This is a genomic window from Paenibacillus sp. HGH0039 (assembly GCF_000411255.1).
In the GTDB taxonomy this organism is placed as follows: Bacteria; Bacillota; Bacilli; order Paenibacillales; family NBRC-103111; genus Paenibacillus_F.
Genome location: NZ_KE150412.1, coordinates 2,859,510 through 2,883,412 on the forward strand (window position 1 = coordinate 2,859,510; position 23,903 = coordinate 2,883,412).

General features: G+C 53.7%; 21 protein-coding genes and 2 pseudogenes. 8 read left to right on the forward strand and 15 right to left on the reverse strand.

The annotated features are described in order from the left end of the window. Positions 1–215: 215 nt before the first annotated feature. The 3 genes from HMPREF1207_RS12475 to HMPREF1207_RS12485 all read left to right on the forward strand — a co-directional run bounded on the left by HMPREF1207_RS12475 (position 216) and on the right by HMPREF1207_RS12485 (position 3,403). Entirely contained in the window at positions 216–1,703 is a 1,488-nt protein-coding gene (locus HMPREF1207_RS12475; protein ID WP_009675956.1) for a peptide MFS transporter, read from the forward strand. Positions 1,704–1,949: 246 nt separating this feature from the next. Further along, complete coding sequence (locus tag HMPREF1207_RS12480) at positions 1,950–2,219, forward strand: ArsR/SmtB family transcription factor (RefSeq protein ID WP_009675834.1); 270 nt, start codon at positions 1,950–1,952, stop codon at positions 2,217–2,219. Positions 2,220–2,287: 68 nt separating this feature from the next. Further along, positions 2,288–3,403, forward strand: a complete 1,116-nt coding sequence (locus HMPREF1207_RS12485) for an alkene reductase (protein WP_009676008.1) — start codon at positions 2,288–2,290, stop codon at positions 3,401–3,403. 211 nt (positions 3,404–3,614) lie between these two features. Here HMPREF1207_RS12485 and HMPREF1207_RS12490 read toward each other — a convergent pair whose 3' ends face one another. From HMPREF1207_RS12490 to HMPREF1207_RS12505, 6 genes and pseudogenes are all read right to left on the reverse strand, one after another. Beyond that, a complete protein-coding gene (locus tag HMPREF1207_RS12490; protein WP_009675799.1) occupies positions 3,615–4,433 on the reverse strand; it encodes an SDR family NAD(P)-dependent oxidoreductase in 819 nt (272 codons plus the stop codon). 22 nt (positions 4,434–4,455) lie between these two features. Then, positions 4,456–4,887: a MarR family winged helix-turn-helix transcriptional regulator gene (locus tag HMPREF1207_RS12495; RefSeq protein ID WP_009675904.1), complete on the reverse strand. Its 432-nt coding sequence runs from the start codon at positions 4,885–4,887 to the stop codon at positions 4,456–4,458. Between the two features lie 74 nt (positions 4,888–4,961). After that, positions 4,962–5,102, reverse strand: a pseudogene (locus HMPREF1207_RS28765) (SDR family oxidoreductase); the annotation flags it as partial. A gap of 314 nt (positions 5,103–5,416) precedes the next feature. Then, positions 5,417–6,847, reverse strand: a complete 1,431-nt coding sequence (locus HMPREF1207_RS12500) for an alanine/glycine:cation symporter family protein (protein WP_009675983.1) — start codon at positions 6,845–6,847, stop codon at positions 5,417–5,419. A gap of 152 nt (positions 6,848–6,999) precedes the next feature. After that, positions 7,000–7,128 (reverse strand): hypothetical protein, encoded by a 129-nt coding sequence (locus tag HMPREF1207_RS30565; protein WP_009675885.1) that lies wholly within the window; start codon positions 7,126–7,128, stop codon positions 7,000–7,002. Between the two features lie 125 nt (positions 7,129–7,253). Beyond that, a complete protein-coding gene (locus HMPREF1207_RS12505) occupies positions 7,254–8,147 on the reverse strand; it encodes a putative RNA methyltransferase (protein ID WP_231392038.1) in 894 nt (297 codons plus the stop codon). A 244-nt stretch (positions 8,148–8,391) separates the two neighbouring features. On the opposite strand from HMPREF1207_RS12505, the gene HMPREF1207_RS12510 reads away from it, so the two are divergent. Both HMPREF1207_RS12510 and HMPREF1207_RS12515 read left to right on the forward strand, forming a co-directional pair. Beyond that, positions 8,392–8,856: a MarR family winged helix-turn-helix transcriptional regulator gene (locus HMPREF1207_RS12510; protein WP_009675996.1), complete on the forward strand. Its 465-nt coding sequence runs from the start codon at positions 8,392–8,394 to the stop codon at positions 8,854–8,856. 84 nt (positions 8,857–8,940) lie between these two features. Then, the gene (locus HMPREF1207_RS12515; RefSeq protein WP_009676019.1) at positions 8,941–10,395 is read left to right on the forward strand and encodes an MFS transporter; all 1,455 of its coding nucleotides are present in this window, start codon (positions 8,941–8,943) and stop codon (positions 10,393–10,395) included. A 10-nt stretch (positions 10,396–10,405) separates the two neighbouring features. On the opposite strand, the gene HMPREF1207_RS12520 is transcribed toward HMPREF1207_RS12515, so the two are convergent. Then, positions 10,406–11,935: an alpha/beta fold hydrolase gene (locus HMPREF1207_RS12520; protein ID WP_009675883.1), complete on the reverse strand. Its 1,530-nt coding sequence runs from the start codon at positions 11,933–11,935 to the stop codon at positions 10,406–10,408. Between the two features lie 260 nt (positions 11,936–12,195). On the opposite strand from HMPREF1207_RS12520, the gene HMPREF1207_RS28485 reads away from it, so the two are divergent. Beyond that, entirely contained in the window at positions 12,196–13,650 is a 1,455-nt protein-coding gene (locus HMPREF1207_RS28485) for a C39 family peptidase (protein ID WP_009676003.1), read from the forward strand. Between the two features lie 47 nt (positions 13,651–13,697). Then, the gene (locus tag HMPREF1207_RS12530; RefSeq protein WP_009675864.1) at positions 13,698–15,098 is read left to right on the forward strand and encodes a M14 family metallopeptidase; all 1,401 of its coding nucleotides are present in this window, start codon (positions 13,698–13,700) and stop codon (positions 15,096–15,098) included. Positions 15,099–15,162: 64 nt separating this feature from the next. Here HMPREF1207_RS12530 and HMPREF1207_RS12535 read toward each other — a convergent pair whose 3' ends face one another. From HMPREF1207_RS12535 to HMPREF1207_RS12555, 5 genes are all read right to left on the reverse strand, one after another. Next, positions 15,163–15,726: a DUF1003 domain-containing protein gene (locus HMPREF1207_RS12535; RefSeq protein WP_009675797.1), complete on the reverse strand. Its 564-nt coding sequence runs from the start codon at positions 15,724–15,726 to the stop codon at positions 15,163–15,165. Between the two features lie 494 nt (positions 15,727–16,220). Next, complete coding sequence (locus tag HMPREF1207_RS12540; RefSeq protein WP_009675831.1) at positions 16,221–17,282, reverse strand: LLM class flavin-dependent oxidoreductase; 1,062 nt, start codon at positions 17,280–17,282, stop codon at positions 16,221–16,223. Between the two features lie 54 nt (positions 17,283–17,336). Beyond that, positions 17,337–17,843 (reverse strand): GNAT family N-acetyltransferase, encoded by a 507-nt coding sequence (locus tag HMPREF1207_RS12545; RefSeq protein ID WP_009675920.1) that lies wholly within the window; start codon positions 17,841–17,843, stop codon positions 17,337–17,339. Positions 17,844–18,011: 168 nt separating this feature from the next. After that, on the reverse strand, positions 18,012–18,353 hold the full coding sequence (locus tag HMPREF1207_RS12550; RefSeq protein ID WP_009676029.1) for a zinc ribbon domain-containing protein YjdM: 342 nt from the start codon (positions 18,351–18,353) through the stop codon (positions 18,012–18,014). 410 nt (positions 18,354–18,763) lie between these two features. Further along, positions 18,764–20,164, reverse strand: coding sequence for a metallophosphoesterase (locus HMPREF1207_RS12555; RefSeq protein ID WP_009675855.1), 1,401 nt, complete (start codon positions 20,162–20,164; stop codon positions 18,764–18,766). A 199-nt stretch (positions 20,165–20,363) separates the two neighbouring features. Between HMPREF1207_RS12555 and HMPREF1207_RS12560 the strand changes: the two genes are divergently transcribed. After that, on the forward strand, positions 20,364–21,500 hold the full coding sequence (locus tag HMPREF1207_RS12560; protein WP_009675945.1) for a GIY-YIG nuclease family protein: 1,137 nt from the start codon (positions 20,364–20,366) through the stop codon (positions 21,498–21,500). A gap of 112 nt (positions 21,501–21,612) precedes the next feature. Here the strand turns inward: HMPREF1207_RS12560 and HMPREF1207_RS12565 are convergent, their stop codons facing one another. The 3 genes and pseudogenes from HMPREF1207_RS12565 to HMPREF1207_RS12570 form a co-directional block, all read right to left on the reverse strand. Then, positions 21,613–22,017, reverse strand: coding sequence for a hypothetical protein (locus HMPREF1207_RS12565; RefSeq protein WP_036739680.1), 405 nt, complete (start codon positions 22,015–22,017; stop codon positions 21,613–21,615). Positions 22,018–22,110: 93 nt separating this feature from the next. Then, positions 22,111–22,377 (reverse strand): annotated as a pseudogene (locus HMPREF1207_RS29815) (IS1595 family transposase); the annotation flags it as partial. A 275-nt stretch (positions 22,378–22,652) separates the two neighbouring features. Beyond that, positions 22,653–23,867 carry an ATP-binding protein gene (locus HMPREF1207_RS12570; protein ID WP_009675792.1) on the reverse strand — a complete coding sequence of 405 codons (1,215 nt, stop codon included), beginning with the start codon at positions 23,865–23,867 and terminating at the stop codon, positions 22,653–22,655. Positions 23,868–23,903 lie beyond the last annotated feature (36 nt).

The following is a 23,903-nucleotide window of genomic DNA, read 5'->3' on the forward strand; positions in this document are numbered from 1 at the left end:
ATTGGTCTAATTTTTACTTCCATAATTTACATTTTTGACTTGAATAGCATTTTTCTAGTAATCTGATAGAGTGCCCTCTTGCACCCATCACGTCATTATAAGCATTCTTTGCCCTCCGAGATTGTAACTTATGACACCTGGGTATTATATCTTGTGGGAAAAACTTACTTGGCTCCGCCCAAAAAGAGAATCGTTTAAACAGGGGAGATTGGTATATGCCGGCTATCGACAAGCAAAAAATCGTAGAAAGTGTACCCCAAAAGGGGTTTTTCGGACATCCCAAGGGACTGTTCACCTTATTTTTTACCGAGTTTTGGGAGCGGTTTTCCTATTACGGAATGAAAGCCATCCTTGTTTTCTACATGTATTACGAAGTGACCCGCGGCGGTCTCGGCTTCCCGGAAGGAACCGCACTGGCCATTGTGTCCATTTACGGTTCCCTCGTGTATATGTCGGGGATTATAGGAGGCTGGCTCGCCGACCGGCTGCTCGGGACTTCACGGGCCGTGTTCTACGGCGGGATTCTGATCATGTTCGGGCATCTCGTGCTGGCCGTGCCGGGGAACGTCGCTCTCTTCTTCGTTTCGATGGTGCTGATCGTGCTCGGCACCGGGCTGCTCAAGCCTAACGTATCCAGTGTCGTAGGTGAAATCTACAGCGAACAGGATACCCGCCGCGATTCCGGCTTCAGTATTTTCTATATGGGAATTAATCTCGGCGGCTTCCTCTCTCCGCTTATCGTGGGAACGGTGGGAATGAAGAACTTCCACCTCGGATTCGGCCTGGCGGCTATAGGGATGTTCCTCGGGCTGGTCTTGTTCGTTCTGACCAAGAAAAAGAACCTCGGGCTTGCCGGAACCATTGTGGCCAACCCGATGTCGCCGGCCGAGAAGAAGAAAGTCTTCACGATTATGGGAATCGGAATCGTCGTCGTGGCCATCCTGGTTGCCATCGCCATCCCGGCGGGCCTGCTGACCTTCTCCACGTTTATCAAGCTGATCGGGGTGCTCGGTCTTCTGATTCCGACGATATACTTCATCGTTATGTACAGAAGCCCCAAAACCACTGCCGTAGAACGCTCGCGGCTCGTGGCTTATATCCCGCTGTTTATCGCGTCGATCATGTTCTGGGCCATTCAGGAGCAGGGCTCCACGATTCTGGCCAACTACGCGGATAAACGGACCCAGCTGGACTTCATGGGCCTGAACATTTCGCCGGCCTGGTTCCAGTCGCTCAACCCGCTGTTCATTATCGTGTTCGCGCCTGTCTTCGCGTGGCTCTGGATGCGGCTCGGCGACCGCCAGCCGACAATTCCGAAGAAGTTCTCGCTCGGCCTGCTGTTCGCCGGCTTGTCCTTCCTCGTCATCCTGCTGCCGGCCTATTTCGGCGGTGACGCTCTGGTGAACCCGCTGTGGCTGGTGCTCAGCTACTTCATCGTCGTAGTCGGCGAACTGTGCTTGTCGCCGGTCGGCCTGTCCGCTACGACGAAGCTTGCGCCTGCGGCCTTTACGGCCCAGACGATGAGCCTGTGGTTCCTGTCCAACGCGGCGGCCCAGGCGATCAACGCGCAGATCGTCAAGTTCTATACGCCCGAGACGGAGATGCTTTATTTCGGCGTCATCGGCGGAGCCGCCATTGTGCTCAGCCTGCTGCTCTACGTGCTGTCTCCGAAAATTCAAGGCTACATGAAGGGTGTAAAATAAGATTTTGCGGCGAACCTCCGGCCCAAACCGGAGGTTTTTTTATTTTTTCGGAGATGATAAGCGCCAGTCCGGAATCCTCCCCAAACTCACTTTGTCCCGCCGCATTAACCGCAATCGTTTAACCAATTTTTCCTGCAATCTTCCATTTACCAGTATCGAAGAACTATTTACATTTAATCCCTATTGGATTACGCTATTTCCAGAAATACTAAAATACAACGACTTCCTGAAAGCGGGTTTTACGCAGTGACCGATGATTGTGCGGTTAAAGTCTACAAAGCTCTCGGTGAAATCACGCGTCTGCAGATCGTCAAGACGCTGGTTAAGCGGCGCGAGCTCGCGTGTCAGGAGATGGCCGCGCAGTTAAGGATCACGGCCGCCTCCACATTGACGCATCACTTGAAGCCGCTGCTCGAATGCGGCGTGATTGCCGTCCGTAAGGAGGGAACGTTCCGTTACTACCACGTACAGAAGCACGTTCTTGAACGGTACGCGCCTTATCTGCTCCACGAGTAAACCGTTTTACTTTTTACTTCGGTATTTGCAAAAATATAAAATTATTAAAAAAACGGAGGAGAGTTACGATGGCTGAAGACAAAGAAATCTTTGAAGCAACCGGCATAAGCACTTGGGGGAAATTGCAGGACGGTCCGGAGAGCAAGCTGTTCGAACCGGCGAAAGTCGGAGCCTGGAGCCTTCAAACCCGCACGGCCATGGCCCCGATGACCCGCTGTTTCGCGAATGACAAGACAGGCGTCGTCGGAGAAGACGTGGCGCGGTATTACCGGAAACGGGCGGCGGACGGAGTCGGTCTGATCATTTCCGAAGGCATTGTGGTCAGCCCCCGCGGCAAAGGGAATCCCGGGGTACCCGGCCTCTACACCCGGGAGCAGATCGAAGGGTGGAAGAAAGTAACCGAGGGCGTACATGCGGAGGGCGGCACGATTATCGCCCAGATTTGGCACGTGGGCCGCTTGTCTCATCATGAGCTTGCCGGCGATTTGCCGCCGCAGGCCCCGTCCGCCATTCGGGCGGAAGGAAATGTAGCCCGGCTGCGCAAGCCTTATGACACTCCCGAAGAGATGACCCTCACGGACATTCAAGAGCTGGTAGGCCAATTCGCACAGGCGGCCCGAAACGCGATTGAAGCCGGCTTCGATGGCGTCGAAATCCACGGTGCGCACGGATATCTCATCGACCAGTTCAATTCGGATGCAAGCAACCGCCGGACAGACCGGTACGGCGGCGACCTTGCGCAGCGATTAACGCTGACGAAAGAAGTGCTGAAGGCGGTTATCGACGCGATCGGTTCGGACAGAACGCTGATCCGCTTTTCCGCTCTCAAAGTCGATGACCCGAATTATATGTGGCCGGATCCGGACAGCGCCATCCGTACCTTCACAGAGGCGTTCCGGGAAGCGGGCGCGACCATGATCCATCCTTCCACCATGCAGTTCACCCGGGTACTTGCGGACGGAAAGACGATGCACCAGCTCGTGCGCAAATATTGGGACGGCGTTATCGTCGGAGTCGGAACGCTGGACTCCCAAACGGCGGAGCAGGCTTTAGCCGAGGGAACGATTGATCTGGCCGCTTTCGGCCGTCCCCTCCTTTCCAATCCGGACTTTATTCACCGCTTGAAGAACGGGGAACCGCTGGAGGAATACGACGCGAAGCAGCATCTTGGTGTTCTGGTTTAACCAAAGGAGCAACTTTAGGTAAGAGATCGCATTTTATCTATTATTTAATTAAAGATTCTTTAGTTTTCCAAAGAAAAAAAGCTGACGCCGCTAATTCAGCAGTGTCAGCTTTTTTCTTTTTTACTCAGCGCCAACGCATTACATCAACACGCTCAGCCCCGCTAAAACGGCACCGGCCGCATGGCCCCGGCACGATGCCGTCTGCGGCCGCTTAGGACTGAGGAGCTCCTGCGGCCTGGGCCATAAACGCTTTAAAATCCGGAACGGTCGGATTCGCCAAATAGTGCCCGCCCTCTACCTGGATCGTCTGGCCGGTGATAAACTTCGACTCGTCCGAGGCCAGGAACAGCACAGTGTAGCCGATATCGTCCGCTTCACCGTGGTACGGCAGGGCATTGTACTTGGCGAAAATGTCCAGCACCGGCTGCGGCATGTTGTTCTTCGCGGCAGGCGTCAAAATCAGACCCGGCGCGACTCCGTTGCAGCGGATGTTGTCCTTGCCGTACTGGGTCGCGATATACCGGGTCAGATTCACTACGGCCGCCTTGGAGGCTCCGTACGCCGAACGTACGGCATCCGAGGCGAAAGCGGCCATCGAAGCCGTATTGATGATCGAGCCGCCTCCGGCTTTGATCATATGCGGAATCGCGAACCGGCTGCCCAGCAGGACGCTTTTTGTATTCACGTTCATAAGCCGGTCCCACTCTTCGAGATCCATGTTTACGACGTCGACGTCTTTTTTTAAATTGGTCAGGCCCACGTTGTTAAAAAGAACGTTCAGAGCCCCGTACTGCTCGACGGTAAAATCAACGGCATCGCGGATCGACTGTTCGTTGGAAGCATCCAGGAAGACGCCTGCCGCTTCGCCGCCCTCGCTCTTGATCTTCTCGGCCGCTTCTCTCGCGCCTTCGGCGTTAAAATCACCGATGACGACTTTAGCCCCTTCTCGCGCAAGCAGTGCCGCCGCGGATAGACCAATGCCGGATGCCCCGCCTGTCACTAAAGCCACTTTACCTTGTACTCTTCCCATCTTGTTGACCCCCTGCAGTTAGTTATTCTTGCTCCTTGATGTTCTTAAGCAGCTTCTCGTAAATGGATAGGAACTGTTGAATCTCTTCCTCGTTCAGCACTTGGAACAACTCGATTCGGAGTTCCTTGCCTTTCTGCTGAGCTTCCCGGAGGACGGTAATTCCCTGGTCCGTAATCGCCAGGAACACGTTGCGCCGGTCATTCTCGTTATAGCGCCGCTCCGCGAGTCCCAGCTTTGTGAGCCTGCCCGCAATGTTGGTCATGGCTCCTGGCGTGTATCCCAGCTTGCTTGCCAGCACGCTCTGCTTCTGAGGGCCGTTCTGCTTGAGCTCGGACAGAGTGATAATGGGAGAAATCCCAATGTTCGGCTCAAAAGATTTGGTCCAGCGGATGATCGCTTCGTTCGTGAACAGCTCGACTGTATGAATCAGCTTGAAAATATCGTTTTTATCCAAAGTAGCCTCCTTGATAGAGGGTAGTCATACAAGCAGGGCTGCTTCATCGGGTCAGGTTAGGATGGCTCCGCCGATTATCTCAGCTTCGTCGCCCCACCGTCAACCATGATGGTCTGTCCCGTAATATAAGCCGAATCTTCGCTGGCCAGGAATACGGCCACACGGCCGATGTCGTTTTCAAGTTCGCCGAGTCTTCTCATCGGGATTTCGGACAGCCGCCACGCGGGAAATCGCCCGGATCGCTTCTCTGATTGGCATCGCGAGCCATACCTTTGCCGATTCCGGAAGCTCCGCCTGTTATTATGGCGATTTTGCCTTGTAATTTTTCAGACACGATAATATTCATCTCCCATGCATATATTTTAACATCTAATAATTTATTAGTAAATAGTATCTAGTTAAAGAACCTCTCGAACGAAACAGTCAATGGGGCGGCGCACCTTTTTAACGCAAGAAAGACGCCGGGCATAAATGCCAGACGCCTTACTAGGATGCTTGGATTAACAGAGCCGGAGCCTGTCGGACGCTTTTACGGACGCGCTTGATCCGAACCGGACGCAGCCGGGGCCGATTCCCAGCATTCGATCTCTTCCAGACCGGGTACGCGGTCTTTCGTGAAGACCGGATCTTTGCCCGCTTTTTTCTGTTTCACATAGTCGTTTAATACCGCAAAAGCGATTTTGGATAGCCAAGTGATCGCAATCAGATTGACCACGACCATCAGGCCCATAAACAAGTCGGCCAGATCCCAGACGACCTGGACCTTGGCGACGGAGCCGAAAATAACCATGGCCAAAACCGCGATCCGGTAAAGCCGGACCCAAGCTTTATTGGAATGGAGGAATTCGATGTTCGTTTCCCCGTAGTAATAGTTGCCCAGCAGTGTGCTGAACGCGAAAAGAAACACCATGATCGCGAGGAAGCCGGACGCCCACGACCCGATATGGACGCTCAAGGCGGCCTGCGTAAGCTCGATGCCGTTGAGGCTCGGATCGGTGTACGCTCCGGAAAGCAGCACGATAAAAGCCGTGCTCGTACAGATGATCAGCGTATCGGTCAACACGCCGAAAGACTGGATCAGCCCCTGCTTCGCCGGATGGGACGTCGTTGCCGTCGCCGCGGCGTTCGGCGCGCTTCCCATCCCCGCTTCGTTGGAGAACAGGCCGCGCTTCACTCCCTGGAGCAGCGCGGCTCCGAGCGAGCCGCCCGCTATCTGCTCGATACCGAAGGCGTTTTTCACGATCAAAGCGAGGACTTCGGGCATTTTCGTTATATTCATCAGCACCACGAACACGGCGACCCCGATATACAGGACCGCCAGCACAATAACGATGTACTCGGACATTTTTGCAATCCGTTTGACACCGCCGAAAATAATCGCTCCGAGAATCAGCGTCATAATGATGCCGACCGTCAGACGGTCCGTGCCGAAGGAATTTTCGAACGCGATCGTAATCGTATTGGACTGGACCGCATTAAACACCAGACCGAAAGAAATCGTAATCAGGACGGCGAACAACGCTCCCATCCAGCGCTTCTTCAACCCCGTCTGCATATAATACGCCGGTCCTCCGCGGAAGCCGTTCTTATCCTTGATTTTGTAGACCTGCGCCAGCGTGCTTTCGACGAAGCTGGAAGCCGAACCGATAAGCGCGATGACCCACATCCAGAATACCGCGCCGGGTCCCCCCAAAGCGACGGCGATGGCCACCCCGGTAATGTTCCCGGTTCCTACGCGGGCCGCCATACTGATACAGAACGCTTGGAAAGGCGAAATGTTGTCGCCGGAGCCGCTTTTGGACTCGAACAGCACCCGCAGCATTTCCCGGATCATGCGAAACTGCATAAATTTCGATCGGTACGTAAAATAAAGACCGATGCCGATCAACAGGACAATCAACAATTTGGACCACAGAAGGTCGTTCAACAGATTAATCATACCTTGTAAAAAATCAATCATGGAGTACCTCGCTTGTCGGTTATTTTTTGCACAGATATGATAAAAAACTTTTTAAGTATATCAAGTTTTCGCCCGTGGAGGTAGGCTCTTAGGGTCAGTTTCAGATATTGGAAATTAGCGGCTGCATGGACACAAGCGTGGGTACAAAGGCGTTATTTGCTTGAACGTGTATCCGAATCATTGCATACCTGCCGAGGCGAGTAGACGTTCATCTTCGCTTCCGCCGATTCGGCGGCCAGAAATAGCGTAAACAGCAGCCAGGTCAACACCATTTTTCTCATAAAAACCTCCGGTATCCGAATGTGATTGGGGTGTCCGTATTATTCCCTTCTCTGCAAAAAAAAGCAGCCCTGCCAGATCGCAGAGCCGCTTGTATTTTACCGGATTCCGGCGGAATTAATCCGGGTTATAAGGGTTTGCCCCAGAGAACGGTGACGTCCACCGTGACTTCATCCATCGCCATGGCCGAAGCTTCCCGCAGCCGTTCATCCCGGGCTCCCCAGGCTAAAGGCGTCATGCTCAGCAGAGGCTCCAGCAGTTCGGGGCCAAACCGCCAGGAATACCGGAGGCGCCGGCTGTCCAGTATCCTGAAGCGCTCGCGGAACCGTTCAACGGCGGGGCCGCTCGTGAAAAACTCCCGGTCCGTGCCGGCGTATAACATTTGGCGGATTTCACGCAGATAGTTTTCTTCCGGGACGACCTTGATCAGCAGCCCGTCTTCGTCCAGTACTCTGCGGAACTCCGCATAATTGGAAGGCGACAGGATGTTCAGAATCACGTCGAATCCGGCCGTCTTAAACGGCGCGTTCGCAAGATCTGCGGCGCACCACAGCGCACCCGCATCTCCTTTGGACGCAAGCCGTACCCCCTCCTTCGCCAAATCCATGCCGACCGCCAATAAATCGGCGCCCGTCCGGCCGCTCAGCCGCTTTCTTATGCCGGATAAAAGCGACCCCTCCCCGCAGCCGGCATCCAATAGCCGGATTTTACGGTGCCGTTTATCCGGTAACACGGCTTCCGTTATCCGTTCGCCGATATAATCGCGTACCGGATCGAAAAGTCCGTTTTCGTTGACGGTTTTCCGGGCCGCGAAAAGATTTTTGCCGTATTTGGTCTTAACGGCTTGCGGCAGCAAATTCAGGTATCCTTCTCTCGCGAGATCGAAATTGTGCCCCACGCCGCAGCGCAGGCTTTTTCCCTCCAGTATCGTCATCTGCCCGCCGCAGACCGGACAACTGAATATCGTTTCATGGGCCGCCAAGAGCTGAGCAGCCTCGTTTCTGTTTCTTTGAGTGGACATGCCAAAAACACCCCGTTCATTCGAATAGTTGAATGAAAAAGGCACAGATAAACAAACCCTGGACCGTTCGCAAAAAAACGGGAGAGTTTGGCTTAGCTGTACCTTTCATTAACGATAGCGAATGAATTGGATGATCATGGTCCGCAGTTCTCCTTGCCGGTTATATGGAAGAAGCGTAAGCCCTTCTCACCTATTATAGCAGATTATCTTTGACAGCAGATGGTTTAGTAACTATACTAATTTTATGGAAAAGAATAGAACTTCTCAGACTAACAACAGAACGGGCGACAATAGCGGCGGCCGCAGCCTCGGCCGTCTGATCCTGCAGCTCCACCGGCTTGAACGGCGGCCTCAGACTTTCGGAAGCGCAGGCCCGCTCACTCCCAGTGAAATCCACACGATCGAGGCGATCGGAACCGAGGGCGGCATTCTTATGAGCGAACTGGCCGGGAGGCTGGAAATCACAAAGGGAGCGGTGACTCAGCTTATTGTGCGTCTGGAGGCCAAGGACCTGGTGGCGCGTTCACCGCATCCGGAAGATTCCCGGGGAACGCTGATTTCGCTTACCGGTAAAGGGAAGGACGCGCATGCGGCCCACGAAGAAGTGCATCGCGCCTTCTACAATCAGCTCCAGGAGCAGCTGACCGAGCAGGAAATCGAAGTATTCGATACCTGTATCGAGAAATTGATCACTTTTTTAAAAAAATAAAAATTTAAAGAATCTTCAGGACGGAGCATTATTTTTTTGTCCAATTAGTTTAGTAACTATACCAATTATCGGAGGTGACCGATTATGCAAGCAGTAGGATCACGGACAAAGGAACTGCGTCCTTCGCTCATGGTAACGGCTATTTGCCTAGGCGCTTTTATTTCGCATTTTACGGCCGGGATCGTGAATGTCTCTCTGCCCCAATTCGCCGCTATCTTCGGCACTACGCTCGGTACGGCCCAGTGGATCACAACCGGATATCTGCTCGTTATCGCCTCTTTGCTGCCTGTCATGGGCAAGCTTGGAGACCGCTACGGCTTCCGCCTCATCCATAACCTAGGGTATATCCTGTTCGGCATCAGCTCGGTACTGGTGGCCTTCTCCCCCAACATCGGGTCGCTGCTCGGTTTCAGAATCGTGCAGGCGGTCGGCGCGGCCATGTTCCAGGCGACCAATATGGCCCTGATCACCCAGCACCTGCCCAAGCAAAATAGGGGGCGTGCGCTGGGCACGGTCAATACCGCCGTCGCTCTCGGCGCCATGAGCGGACCTATCGCCGGCGGAGTGGTTGCGGAGTGGCTCAATTGGCACTGGCTGTTCCTGATCCACGTGCCCGTGGCGGCCCTCGCTACCCTGCTGGCCTTCCGCTTCATTCCGCCCGCTCCCGCTGTGGACAAGCAGCCATCCGCTCCTTTCGATACCATGGGAGGCTTGATGTTCATGGCGATCATCAGCTCCGTCATATGGACGATATCCGGCGGCTCCTCACGGGGATGGCTGTCTCCGGTAACGGCGGCCGTGCTGGCTTCGGCGGCGCTCCTGCTGGCCGGCTTCCTGATATGGGAGCGGAGGCAGGCGAATCCGTTTATCCCCGTACGGGCTTTCCGGATTCCCGCGCTGTCCGCCGGCCTGGTCATCAGCTGCGTGGCATTCGTGCTCGCCAACAGCTTTCTGGTGACTCTCCCGTTCTACTTGTCCGGCGTATCCGGGATGTCCCCGTCAGCCGCCGGAGCAGTCATGACGGCCTATCCGATTCTGCTCGCCGTTACCGGTCCGTTCGCGGGTCATTTATCGGACCGCTTCGGTTCGGGTTTGCTCGTCCTTCTCGGACTGCTTGCCATGGGCGGCGGCGCGGCTGTTTTCTCCCTCGGCCTCGGTGTGCTGCCTATGGCGGGATTGGTTGCCCTTCTGGCACTGGTCGGCCTGGGCATGGGCCTGATTACTTCGCCGAACAACAGCACCATTCTCCATCATGCGCCAAAAGAGCACGTAGGTTCTATAGGCGGCATGATCGCGTTAACCCGCAACTTGGGCATGGTCGTCGGAGCGGCTTTGGGGCTCGGAGTCGTCCAAGGGGCGGCTCAGTCCGCTTCTTCGGAACCGGACCGGCTTCTCGGCGCGTTGAGTTCGGTTTTTGAAATCAACGTCTGGCTGTGCGCGGGCGCCATAGTCCTGCTGGGCCTCAGCTTTTATCTGGAAAGGCGCCGCTGCGTCCAGCCTGATCCGGTGCGGAGCGCTCAACCGAAAACGCACCCATAGAACCGGCTGTTTAACCGTTCTTCCGTCTGCGCTCCTGTGCTGCTTTTCCCCGTCTCCCGTTCACCGCCGCACCCTCTCTGTATTCAGGTTCCCGATCAAAGAGGAACCTTGCCGCCATTTGCCGGTATGCCTCCGCACGCTGGCGGCTGCCGCGCAGCTCCTCTTTCTCCGCCATCCAGGAGGCCAGGTCGGCAACCTCCATCTCCAGCCAATTCTTCTTCTCGACAAACCACTCATCGTACAGACCCGGCATCAACGGGTCCGGCAGCCTGGCGAGCAGGCGGCCGGCCGGTTCATACCGGCGATTTTCGTCGATAGTGCGGATCTCTTCCAGTTCCTTTAAAAAGTCCAGCAAATCGCAGCGCAGGAAACACAGCAGTCTGACATATTCCCGATCGACGGAAACAATGGAAGATCCTCCTTCGAAACTTTGCAGCATATTTTTGAAATGATTCAGATAGACCTTAAGATTCCGCAGAGCCGCTTTGCCGGAAATTTGCGGGAACAGAGCGTCGCACAGCTCCTCCCGCGTTGCAGTCGGATGGAAGATCATGTACACCAGCAGACTCTTCGCATAGCGCCGGTTCCACCCGTCCACCATTTCCCTTCCGTTCAAAAACACCCGGAAAGACCCGAGCAGGTCGATCTTAAGCACCTGAGCAATCGCCGCCTGCTTCTCTCCTTCGTCCAGGAAAAGCTGAAGCGTATCCCGCAGTTCCCTGACGAGCGGCTCATCCACTAAAGGCCGGCTGTCTTTTCGATGCAAAAATCGTTCGATCCAGAGCGCCGTCGTACCCGGCTGTTCCACAAAGGGCATATTCGCCGCACCGGGCACGATCAGAAAGGACGCGCTGGGCAGAACCCCGACCGCCAGCGAAGCCGCCGTTACATAAATAGGATCGTACTCCCCCGCCAGAACGAGGGTACGGTGGGCGATGAATTTTAATTCCTTCCAGCCGTCTCCTTCCATAAAAAGCTCCATAAAGCCAACATACACATCCGGATTCATCCGCCGGTAAGCCTCCCTGACTACCTGAAATGCGGAGGTATGAACAGGGAGCGAAGTTTTAAAGGCAGCCAGTTCAGCCGCTAAACCATCTACCCCCTCTTTTATCAGCCGTTTACGCTCCGATATCTTTCTGCGGATAAGATCCGCCGGTATTTTAACAGGAAGTGAAATCAGCACAAGACGATCCACGCATTCAGGATAGGAACGGCAGAACTGGACCGCTGCGTTTGCCCCTATCCCGTGTCCTACGAGATGAACTGACGTAATTTCAAGCGCTTTCAAAACTCTTCGCAAATCGGCGGTCACAAAATCCCAGTCTAAGCTGTTTTCCTCTAACTCCGTGTTGAGCCCATGTCCCGGAAGGTCATAAAGCACAATGCGGTAATGAGCGGCGAAATAAGGAATCAGCCCGTTCCATATCGTCCTGTCCAAGCCGAGCCCATGCAGGAAAACGAGGGTCTGGCCGTTCCCTTCTTCCGGCGGATATTTGTTGTCATGAACGGTTGCCCCGTCTTCAACATGCATCTGCATCTTATTCCCCCAAACTCGTAACGCAGGTCTTTTTTCCTATTTTAAAGGCTGTGCCTCCTTCCGGGCAAGAAAATTTTCCGGTTTTTGTCGAATATTTCCGGTTTTTTGTAACCTTGCTGTAACCCTCACTTTGTTACCATAAAGGGAGTTTTTGTGCCTTTATCCATGCTGTTTACGAGTGGAATACCTGTATTTTACGAGAATTATCAGGCGCTAAGCGCTGTAAACCCAAGCAATTTCAACGAAAAAGGACGACTGCGATGAGAAAACATACCCGCCCCCGAAAAGGCAGCAAGCGTATTGGATGGGTCCTGCTCTTATCGGTTTCCGTGCAGGTCTTATTGCCTATTCAACCGCTTTTTGCCGCCAAAAGTGAAAAAGAAATCGTGCTGAGAATAGACAGCAGCCTGGCCTCCATAGACCGGGAGCTTGTTCCTATCAGTCCGGAGGACGCCACAGCCGTGCCGTTTCTGGAGCAGGACACGACTTTCGTCCCCCTCCGCTTCGTATCGGAAGCGCTGGGCGCCAAGGTGGAGTGGGAACAGGCGACACAGACGGTGACGATGGCCACCTACGACCGCCAGATCCTGTTCGCCGTAGGCAGCAGGCAAATAACCGTCAACGGGAAGGATCATCCGCTTTCCGTTCATCCCATTCTGCGGAACAACGTGACGTTCGTGCCGCTGCGCAGCATCGCCGAATCTCTCGGCAGCCATGTCGACTATGAAGACGGATTCATCCGGATCTCCGGCAGACGGACGACCGCATCAAGCTCCGGCCCGGTCCCGGATGCTCCTATCGACAAGAATACCGCGTTGAAGGAGGGCATGTCTTACCGGGTTTATCAGCATGCCAACTTCCTGGACGGTTTCGCTACCCGGCAGGAAGCCGTATCCTTTGCGAAGCAGTACGCGAACGCAACCGTCAAAAATCGTAAGGATGCCGTCGTATGGGACAGTTTCCCTCCTTACCGGATCTACCAGAGCGATAAGTTTCTGGCCTACTATGACAGCTATGCCGATGCGATCAGCCACGCCAAGAAATATGCAAACAGCTTCGTCGCCTACAAAACGGCCGCGAAGCCCGTCTGGACATTCGGCGGTCCTTCCAAGCAGCCCGTCTATATCAACGTCCCGCTTATCCGTCAACTCCCGGAGCTGCCCCGCGGTTGCGAAGTGACAGCGCTCGCTTCGCTGCTCCAGTTCGCCGGGGTGCCGGTCGACAAAATGACGCTGGCGGCTGAAATCCGCAAGGACCCGACTCCCTACAGCGAGAAAAACGGCGTCATTTCCTTCGGAAGCCCGCACCGTGGATTCGTCGGTGATATGTACTCGTTTAACAATCCCGGCTTCGGGGTTTATCACGGTCCGGTGTACGAGCTGGCGGAACACTACTTGCCCGAGCGGGTTGTCGACCTTACCGGCACGGAGTTCGAAGATGTTTTGCATTTCGTGGGAACGGGCACTCCGGTATGGATCATTTCCAACGTAACGTTCCGTAAGCTGGAACCTTATCACTTCCAGACGTGGATGACTCCGGACGGGCCGATCTGGCTGACGAAGAAGGAACATTCCGTCGTTATAGTCGGATACGACGAAAATTACATCTACATCCGCGACCCGCATAACAAAACAGGCCGCGTGGCCAAGCAGCCTTTTAAAGAGGCTTGGGAACAAATGGGCCGTCAGGCCATCAGCCTGCTCCCCGAAGTCTGATCGTTGCTTTTTACCACCTGAATCTATCCAAAGGGAAGTGCCGTGCCATGCCTAAAAAAATGCGGGGAATGCTGCTAGTTGTCTTTGCCCTTGTTCCGTTCCTATTCGCAGCAGCCGCCCATGCGGCGGAAACGACGGATATCGTAAACCCCAATCAGACGTATACTTATGAACAAATGACAGAAGATATCCGGCAGCTTGCCAAGTCTTATCCCGAACTTATCGAATATAAATCCATCGGCAAAACGCGCTACGGACGCGATATCTGGGCCGTCCGGCTCGGAACGGGCGACGCGAAAGTGCTGATTAACGCTTCGCATCATGCCAGGGAATGGATGACCACCAACCTGGTCATGAACATGATCGACCAGTACGCCCAGCTTTATGTCCGCAACGGAGCTATGAACGGACGGGCTCTTCAATCCGTTCTGAACAACACGTCCATCTGGTTCGTGCCCATGGTCAACCCCGATGGCGTCACACTCCAGCAGAAGGGCGTATCCGCTTTTCCGAGCGAAGCCCGGGCAGGCCTTCTCGCCATGAACGAGAAGAGCTCCGACTTCTCGCGGTGGAAGGCAAATGCCGAGGGCATTGACCTGAACCGCCAATATCCGGCGGAATGGAAATCCATCCGCAACGATTCCGGCCGGCCGTACTATAAGAATTTCAAAGGGGACGAGCCGCTCCAGACCGCGGAAACGAAAGCAATGGTCGCCTTCACCAAAGAAGTCGATCCGGATATGGAGCTGTCTTACCACTCCTCCGGAAGCATCCTGTACTGGAATTTCCATACCCTGGACAAAAATTTGGAAAGAGACCGTAAAATCATGTCCCAGGTTGCCGCAATGACCGGGTATACACCGGTAAAACCGGAGTCCAACCCGTCAGGCGGAGGCTTTACCGACTGGTTTATCCAATCCCTCGGCCGTCCCGGATTGACACCCGAAATCGGCAGATATGCCGGGGAAGGAAGCCTGCCCCTGTCGGAATTCCCGCGCATTTGGAACGAAAACAGGGATTTGGGCTTGTTTGTCGCCCAGCAAGGATTCGAGCTTTGGAAGGAACGGATTCCCGTCGAGTACAAAACCTTCGATCTTATTCTGACGGAGCCCCTTCCCCTTTATTCGGAAGCGGACAGCCGGAATAAAACCGGCGCTTCCCTGACAGCGCAGCCGTTAAAAGCGGATGCGCGCCTCGGCAACTGGTTCCGCGTCAATACCTGGCTCGGCAAATCGTGGGTTCATGTGAACAAGCCCTTGCTGGGGAAGATCGAAGTCAAAGAATCGAAGATCGAATTGACCGAAGACACCCGCATGTACCGTGAACCCCGTCAATCTTCCGGCATTCTGTCGGAGCTTTCCCCCCAGACGGTAACGGCTTTTGAGCAGATGGAGGACTGGTACCACATCCGTACGTGGTTAGGGGATGCCTGGGTTCAGGTCAAATAGAGGCTGGAGAGAGTAAACAGGAAGACGCAGCAAGGAGCCGCTGACAGCGGCTCCTTGCTTGCGGTTATTCTATGCCATCCCCGTTATCTATCTGCGAGGCAAGGGCGGTCAGAAGTTGTTTGACTTCGATCAGCTCGTTTTCAATCCGGTGCAGGTGGCTCTGCATGGCGTCGATTTCCTGCTCCGCTTTATAATTGATGGCAAAATCAATGACGGATTCATGCTTGTCTCTTGCGGCCTGCCGGTTCTGACTCATCATAATGACCGGGGCTTGAAAAGCGGCAACAAAGGACAAGCATAAATTCAGTAAAATATACGGAGCCTGGTCAAAATGCAAAGGCGTAAACGGAAGCGTGTTCCAGGTAATCCAAACCGCCAGAAATAGAGCGAAATAAATGATAAATTTCCAGCTGCCGCCGAAGAACGCGATCCGGTCCGCAATGCGGTCCGACCATCTCGTCTTCTTGACATACTCCTCATCTAAATGAGAAAGAATGCTCTTTTCGTAATGATCCACCAGCCGATCGATCCGTTTGGTGCTTTCCCGGTTAAGTTCGATATCGAACCCTTGAATTTTCGAAGCGTCTTCAGGCTCTTTTTTCCATTGAAAATAAGGCTTCTTCTCCATGCCTCCAACCTCCTCACAAATGCGAGAAAGTCACATGAAAACCTATGTTTGGGAAGAGTCGAATACCCGAGGCAGCCAAATCTTCATCGCACGAGGTCTGGACATGACTTCCTCCATGCTACTATCCGGTTCCGGTTCTACCGACTTCCAACTGCCCATAAAGATGTTCAACCCCTTTTTCCATAAGTTTCCACACTAGTATCATACTCCCGCTCGACTCCCCTGTATATAGGCGTTCGTCCCGGCTTCGTTACATGAAACCGACCCTAAAGCGTATTGTTAGGCGAGAAGCGGTTGGTAAAGGCGAATGCAGCCCAAGCATCCCGGCTAGTTGTCGGATGCCGAACAAAAAAAGGCCCGTCTTAGCTTCTATAACCAGCTAACCGGGCCTTTTCTATTCCAATTAGAGCTTTGCGACCGGCAGCCAAACAGGCTTGCGGGTCTGTCCCATGCAGAAGCAGTCTTCTTACGCTACTATACAGCCGTGCGGCCGGCTAAGCTCTCTCTGCGCCTTCCGCTTCCCATGCGGCAACTTCCTCGCGTACCCGCGGAGCCACTTCGGTCCCCAGCAGCTCGATGGCTCGCATGACTTCGTCATGAGGCATCGTGCCGACCGGCACGTGCAGCAGAAACCGGGTGATGCCTACGTTCTTGCGGAGATGAACGATCTTGCGAGCGACCGTGTCCGGGTCCCCAACGTACAGGGCTCCGTTAAAGCTCCGCGCGGAATCGAAGCTGGATCGGTCGTAAGGCCCCCAGCCCCGCTCCCGTCCCAGCACGTTCATGACGGCCTGCGTGGACGGGAAGAACTTGTCGGCCGCAAGCTCCGTAGTCTCGGCGATGAAGCCGTGCGAATGCGAGGCGACCGGCAGCTTCGAGGCGTCATGCCCTGCGTGGGCGGCCGCTTTCTTGTACAGCTGCACGAGCGGCGCGAACTGCACCGGGCTGCCCCCGATGATGGCCAGAACAAGGGGCAAGCCAAGCAGTCCCGCGCGTACCACGGATTCCTGGTTGCCTCCGCTGCCGATCCAGACCGGCAGGGGATTCTGAACCGGACGCGGATACACGCCAAGGTTGTCGATAGCGGGCCGGTGGCCGCCCTGCCAGGTCACCTGCTCGGACGCCCGGATCTTCAGAAGCAGTTCCAGCTTCTCGTCGAACAGCTCGTTGTAATGGTCCAGATCGTAGCCGAACAGCGGGAATGACTCGATGAAAGAGCCCCGGCCCGCCATGATTTCCGCGCGGCCGCCCGATATGCCGTCGAGCGTGGCGAAATCCTGGAACACGCGCACAGGGTCCGCCGAAGAGAGCACCGTGACCGCGCTGGTCAGCCGGATACGGCTCGTCTGCGGCGCAGCCGCGGCGAGTACGATGGCGGGAGAAGACGCCGCATAATCCTTGCGGTGATGCTCCCCTACCCCGTACACGTCCAGCCCCACACGATCGGCGAGTACGATCTCTTCCACAACCTCACGCAGCCTTTGCGCGTGGCTGATCACCTCGCCGGTATGAACGTCCGGCGTCGTTTCCACAAACGTGCTTATCCCTATCTCCATTTTGCAGCCTCCTGATTAAATTGGTCTTTACGAAGTTGGCTTTGGCGGCCGGGGTCAGGCCTGTTTATAGACCTCGGCCATCAGTAGTTTTTTGTACGGCTGAAATTCTTCTTCGCTTATCGGATCGGGATAACTCATGATTTGCAGAGCAAGCTCCGGCTGCCCTTCCCTGAGGGGCGGCTGAAAGTAGTCGAAGGCGTTCAAATGAAAGCCGAGGCGCTCGTAAAACTCGATTCTCCGCTTGGAATCGGTATCGTTCGCGGGCTCTACCTCCAGTATGACGGGAGTCGAAGAACCGCTCGTATAAGCCGTCATCAACTTTTTGCCTATTCCTCCGCCCCGCTGTTTCGGATTGACCGCGATATGTTCCACGAAACGAAACGCTTTGAATTCCCAGACCCCCATAAAAGCCAGGATTTCCCCGTCCTCGTTCCGGCTCACGTTAAGCCGGTAAGCGGGATGAGCGAGCAGCGCCCGCTGCCCTTCGCAAGTCCTTATTTCCGTATCGGGAAAAGAGGCCTCCATTAATTCAAATACTTCATCAAACTGCTCCTTGTTCATACGTATCCTTCCTTTCGATATGTCCCTTGTATCTTAAAATTAAGATTTTTTCTATAGTTACCGAGCCTCGCCTGTCCCAACGGAGGCCTGCCCATACGACGATGCAAAAATAAAGCCCTCCAAGTCAGAGGGCTTCCTGATACAGGTTCGTTTTTATTCTATCCCGCATTAAATTTTCTTGACGAATTCCGACTTTAATTTCATGGCTCCAAAGCCGTCGATTTTACAATCGATATCATGGTCTCCGTCAACGAGACGGATGTTCTTTACCTTGGTGCCTATTTTCAGAACAAAAGAGCTTCCTTTAACCTTCAAATCTTTGATGACGGATACGGAATCGCCATCCTTTAAGATGTTGCCGTTGGCGTCTTTGACGACTTTTTCTTCTTCCCCGTTCCCGGGTTCGGCATCTACATTCCATTCATGGGCACATTCCGGGCAAACCAGAAGGTTTCCATCCTCATAGGTATATTCGGAATTGCATGCCGGACAGTTTGGCAAATTCGACATAGGTTCGTGTTCTCCATTCGCTGGTCGGTACCTTCTATCCCTATATTCTGCCACACTCTCATCGTCCTGACAAACCATTCCACGGTTCGCCCGCCTCAAAGTGATTAAAGGGGAGCCGGGGAACCGCTAATTTTTTGAAGCAGAGCAAAATAACCGCTGTATAAACGGCCCTCACATTTCGATCCTTTAACCGATTCAAGGATAGCGGCGGCCGTTACCCGGAGGGAACAAGCGTCTTCGGGAATAAAGCGCGATAAAGAAAAAGCCCCGTTCGAATCGGATTCGACGAGGCGTTATCGCTATTTCCAGTCTCTATTTTACGACATCCTGCCGTTGACATGGTCTGCTGCGCTCTTCCGGCGCCCGCCAGGCTAACACGGCCTCCCCTGCCGAATCGGACTAAGCTTCGCTTACCGGACCGGACTCGGTTTCGTATCCGATTTGGCGATGCCGAACTGGTCGTACAGAGCGGTCGCGCCCGTTTCCGTGGTCGTATAGACCTGGAACGTGATTTTATCGTTCGCCACGGTAACGCCCGTAAACATTTCCTTGCCCGGCTGGCCGTATTTAAACGCATAAGGGAACGGCCCGGACTTCGGCGTGTACCTTTTGTCTCCGGCGGCGTTGCTGACCAGATAAAGGGTTCCCTTCGGATTAATCAGGTTGCCGTCTTTGTCCACCGCCGTGTCCTTCTGCGGCACATTATTGTACATCGGATAGGTGCGCGTATACGTATGATCGTGACCGCTCAGCACGACGTCAACGCCGATTTCATCGAACAGAGCCGCAAGCTTCTTGCGGAAGAAGAGAACATCGCTGTCGGAGGAATGATTCGCTACGGAATAAGGCGACTTGTGGAACAAGACGATCTTCCACTTCTTGTCCGTCTTGGCCGCTTCCGCTCTCAGCCACTCTTCCTGCTTCCGGTACACGGCGTCGGTTCCTTTCGCCTCGTTGTACTCGGTATTGATGACCAGGAAACGGGCTGAGCCGTAATCGAAGGCGTACACCGACCCGTCCGGTTTCGCTCCCGTATTGGAGGTGTTCGGCAGGTTGAAGTGGTACCAGAAGTTGTTGTTGGACTTGCTCTCATGGTTGCCGAGCGCAGGCACGAGAGGCATCTTCTTCAGAATGGCCTGCGGCTTGCCCAGCAGCCAAAACCATTGATTCTCGATGTCCCCGTTGTCTACCAGATCCCCGGTGACAGTGATAAAACGGGACGCGGGAAACTTCTTGACCGCTTCCTCCAGCGTGTGGTTCCAGGTCGCGTACTCCCGCTCGGTCGTACCCTGCGGGTCCGTCGTATAGAGGAACGTGAACGCTCCGCCGCTCTGCTCCTCGGTCTTGAACGTGCCGGTCTCGCTCCAGTTCCCCTCCTGGCCGTCTCCGGCCCGGTATGTGTACTCGGTGCCCGGTTTCAGGCCCGTCGCCGTAACCTTATGATCGGCGTAAGCGGTCTTCTTGCCCGCGCTCTTGTCCGAGCTCGACTGATAAACCTGGATCGGCGCGGAGCTCCCCTCGAAGGAGATGACGCCGCTCGACGGCCAGACGCCGCCGGTAACGAGAGACGATTCCACCACCTGCAGCTTCGTGCCGGTAACGGCGGGATCGGTGTACCACGCGAAGCCCTGCGAGGTTTTGGCATCCCCGTTGAACGTCAGCGCCAAAGCCGTTGGAGCCTTGGAGCCTGCCGCTGCCGCTGCGGAGCTTCCTAGAGCTCCGGCGCCCGCTCCCGGCAAAACGACGGACACCGCCATGAAAACAGCCATCGGCACGACGAGCCACTTGGACTTGCTGAATTTGTACATCATACACACCCCTTCAAACAAGAATGAAATCACTTCATCCTAGCAAAGAAATGTTTGGTAAATATTAACAGTTTATTTGGGGCAGATTAATTTCCTTCCGTCTTGCAGCTTGAAGTTCGCTCTCCCGTGTCCGCCTCGCTTTCTGTCCATACAGCCATTTGATATAATGACAGGGCCGAGCAAGAGCAATGGAGGAATCTCTATGAATCTCGCGGAAAAAGTAAAAGCCCTTCCCTTAACTCCCGGCGTCTACCTGATGAAAGACCGTCTGGGCCATATTATATATGTGGGCAAAGCCAAATCTCTCAAAAAAAGAGTCCAAACTTATTTTCAGCAGTCAAAAGCCCACTCTCCCAAAGTCAAACGACTCATAAGCAATATCCGCGATTTCGAGGTTCGTCTGACCGATACGGAATTCGAGGCCTTTATGCTGGAATGCCGGTTAATCAAGCAGTTGAAGCCTCTGTATAATAAAAAAATGAAAAATCCGCTCGCGTATACGTATCTCGTCATCCGCTGCAGCCGTGAAGGCCGCCGTCGGATCGATATTACGAATGACCCCGCCGGACAGGAGGGGGACCTCTTTTTCGGGCCCTATACGAGCAGAAGCACGGTGGAAAAAGCCGTCCAAGGGCTCCAAGAAAGCTATCGGATCCTTTGCAGCAGTCCTTATGCCAAGCACTCGCCCTGCCTCAATCATTCTCTCGGCTTGTGTCTGGGAATGTGTACCGGCAGCGAAGACGCTCTAAGCGCCTACAACTCCGTGCTCGATAAAATCATCACTGCCCTGAACGGGAACCATCCGGCTGTACTGGAAGATCTCGAACAGCGGATGATAGAAGCGGCGGAGAAGCATAACTTCGAAGCCGCAGCCAAATACCGGGACCTGATGAAAACCCTCGGTTCCCTGATCCACAAAGAGAAAGTGATCGGATTCGCCGAAGAAGGCCGGAACATCGTCATTCTGGAACCCGTTAACGGCCGTGAGGCTAAACTCATTCTCGTTAAAGGGAACCGGATTGTGCGAGATACCAAAGTGGAGGCTCCGGACACGGACCGGAACGGGCCGGCAGCCCCGCATACGCTCCACAGGCGGATACGCTCCGCGATTCTGGATACCTTCCGCCTGGAAGAACCGCTGTCCCCCCGCCCCAAAATCAGTCGGCACGATATTGACGAAGCGCAGATTCTGTACAGTTTTCTGCAAGGAAGCGCCCGCAGCTATCTGATCGTTCCCGAGCATTGGCTGATTCCCGGGCATGAAGATGAGCTTGGAGAAGCGGTTGAAGGGTTGATTGCGGGGTATGTATGCGCACAAAATGGCGCCGGGGACCTTTAAGGAAGGCCTTAAAAATAAGCTGTGTTTAATCTTAATGTTGATTTAGAACCAAATAAAAGCGGCCCATTGAATGAAAGGGCGGATAATTTAAATATCGGTTCAAACATCTAAATTACATGCCAATAAACATATTTCTGCTGAAAGGAGCCCAGTTTTCTCCTCTAAACCCAGTCATGCCTTCTAAGTTAACAAAACAAGGGAGTACAGTATACATTATACCAGACATAGCATTTACCCTAAATGCCATGACGTATCTCATCATGGAATTGTCAGCAGGTGTTATCATTGCCATATCGGGGCGTATTGCATTCTCTGCTGTTAGTGCATCCTTCATTCCTACGCTCGCGATACCAACAGGACTCATATTACTTCTAATCCAATAATTCGAAACATTTGTTGCTGACGCTAAATCAGTTCGCTTATCATATGTCAATAAAATTTGATTCGAAGCACTTTGTCTTGCCTCCAAAAGAATTGGATGAGGAATCATCTGTCGCTCTGTATGAAAACTTAACATTTTTTGACCTCCACATTTTGATAAATTAGTCAAATGACCAATTTCATTTTATGAAGGGTTACTTGTTTCAATTCATAATAAATAGTCAGTAAGTCATTCCACTATGCTGCCCTTTCGGCAAGCAAAAGACGGACGCCGAAGCTTGGTATTTGTCGCCTTTACAGTAAACAAGCAAGACGTGATAAGCATATTTTTCTTTTTCGAAGCAGTGTTCTCATGCTCGTTGCTGTCTAAATAACGAAACCAAGCCAGATAATGTTGCAAATACTTGGTTGCGACACCGTTAAAGCGGTCAATCCATCTTTTTAGGCGGCAGTGATAGCTGTTGTCGTTTTGAATGTGGTAAACGCCCTTCACACGTTACCCGCCAGGGTATTCCGCAATCCCGCATCGTGCATTTCGAGGGCAGCGGGCATGCCATGATGTTCGATGAGCCGGAGAAATTCAACGAGGAACTGCTTCAATTCCTGGAGCAGGCCCGGATTCCGGACCCCGTGTCTCCAGGCGCATTCCGGCAGGAGTAATCCCGTCCGGAACTGACTTGCCCCGATTACTCTCCGAAAAAGACAGCACCCCTTACCCGATCACGGACCGTTCCCTTTCCGGGAAAAACCGTGAACTTGTAAGGGGTGCTTTTAATGCTGCGGGCTGTTTAACGTGCCCACAGGGATGCCGGTCTGGATGGTGAACACGAAGACCGCTCCTTTTTCGACGTTCGACCGGGCATAAATAGTTCCGCCCATCAAATTGACCAGTGTTTTGCAGATCGACAAGCCAAGGCCCGTGCCGCCGAATTTCCGGCTAATGGTGGCATCAATCTGAGTAAAGGGCTGGAATAAGTGATTCATTTTGTCGGCGGGAATGCCGATTCCGGTGTCTTCCACGATAAATTCAAGGGTGATCAGCTTATCGTCCACGCTTTTTTGACTCACCTTTACCTTAACGCTGCCGGTTTCCGTAAATTTGACCGCGTTGCCGATCAGGTTGTTCAGCACCTGTCTCAGCCGGTTGGAGTCTCCGATAAGGATCTCGGGAATTCCGGGCTCTATGTGCGTCTCCAGAAGCAGATTTCGCTCGCGTGCAAGAGCGCGGAACAGATCCATCGTTTCTTTCAAACAGACTGTCAGATTGAACGGCTCGTAGTCAAGCTCCATCTTGCCCGATTCGATTTTGGTGAAATCGAGGATATGATTGATGACGGAGAGCAGAGCGTGTCCGCTCGTGTGAATAATCTCGGCCATTTCCGCGTCGTCCCGCTTCAAATCCGAAGCCATCAAAATATCCGACAAGGCAATGATGCCGTTCAGCGGGGTGCGGATCTCATGGCTCATCATCGCCAGAAAGCCCGATTTGATCCTCGAAGCAACCTCCGCCGTTTCCTTAAGCTGGGTAAGCACGCGGTTCGCGTCTTCCAGCTCCAAGGTTTGTTTCTGAAGCTCGCTTGTTTTGATTTGAAGCTCTTTGCGCGCTTTGTATAACCGTACAAAACCTTCGATTTTACTTCTTAAAACGCCGGAATGGAAAGGCTTCGTCAAATAGTCGATTCCGCCCGCCGTATAAGCTTTCATATAATCCTCGACTTCCGGAGTAAGGGCGGTGAGGAAAATGATCGGAATGTCCTCCGACTTTTTACGTCTCTTGATTCGTTCCGCCGTTTCGAACCCGTTCATATCGGGCATGAGGACATCCATAATGATGAGGGCATATTCGCTCTCCAGCAAAAATTTCAAAGCCTCCATACCCGAGGATGCCCGGATTAACTGGTAAGGCGTATCAACCAGCAGCGCTTGTATCGTGAGAAAATCTTCCGGCCGGTCATCGACCAATAAAATGCGAATCGGATACTCCATTCTAATCCCCCGTAACAAGCTCGCACAGATCCTTCA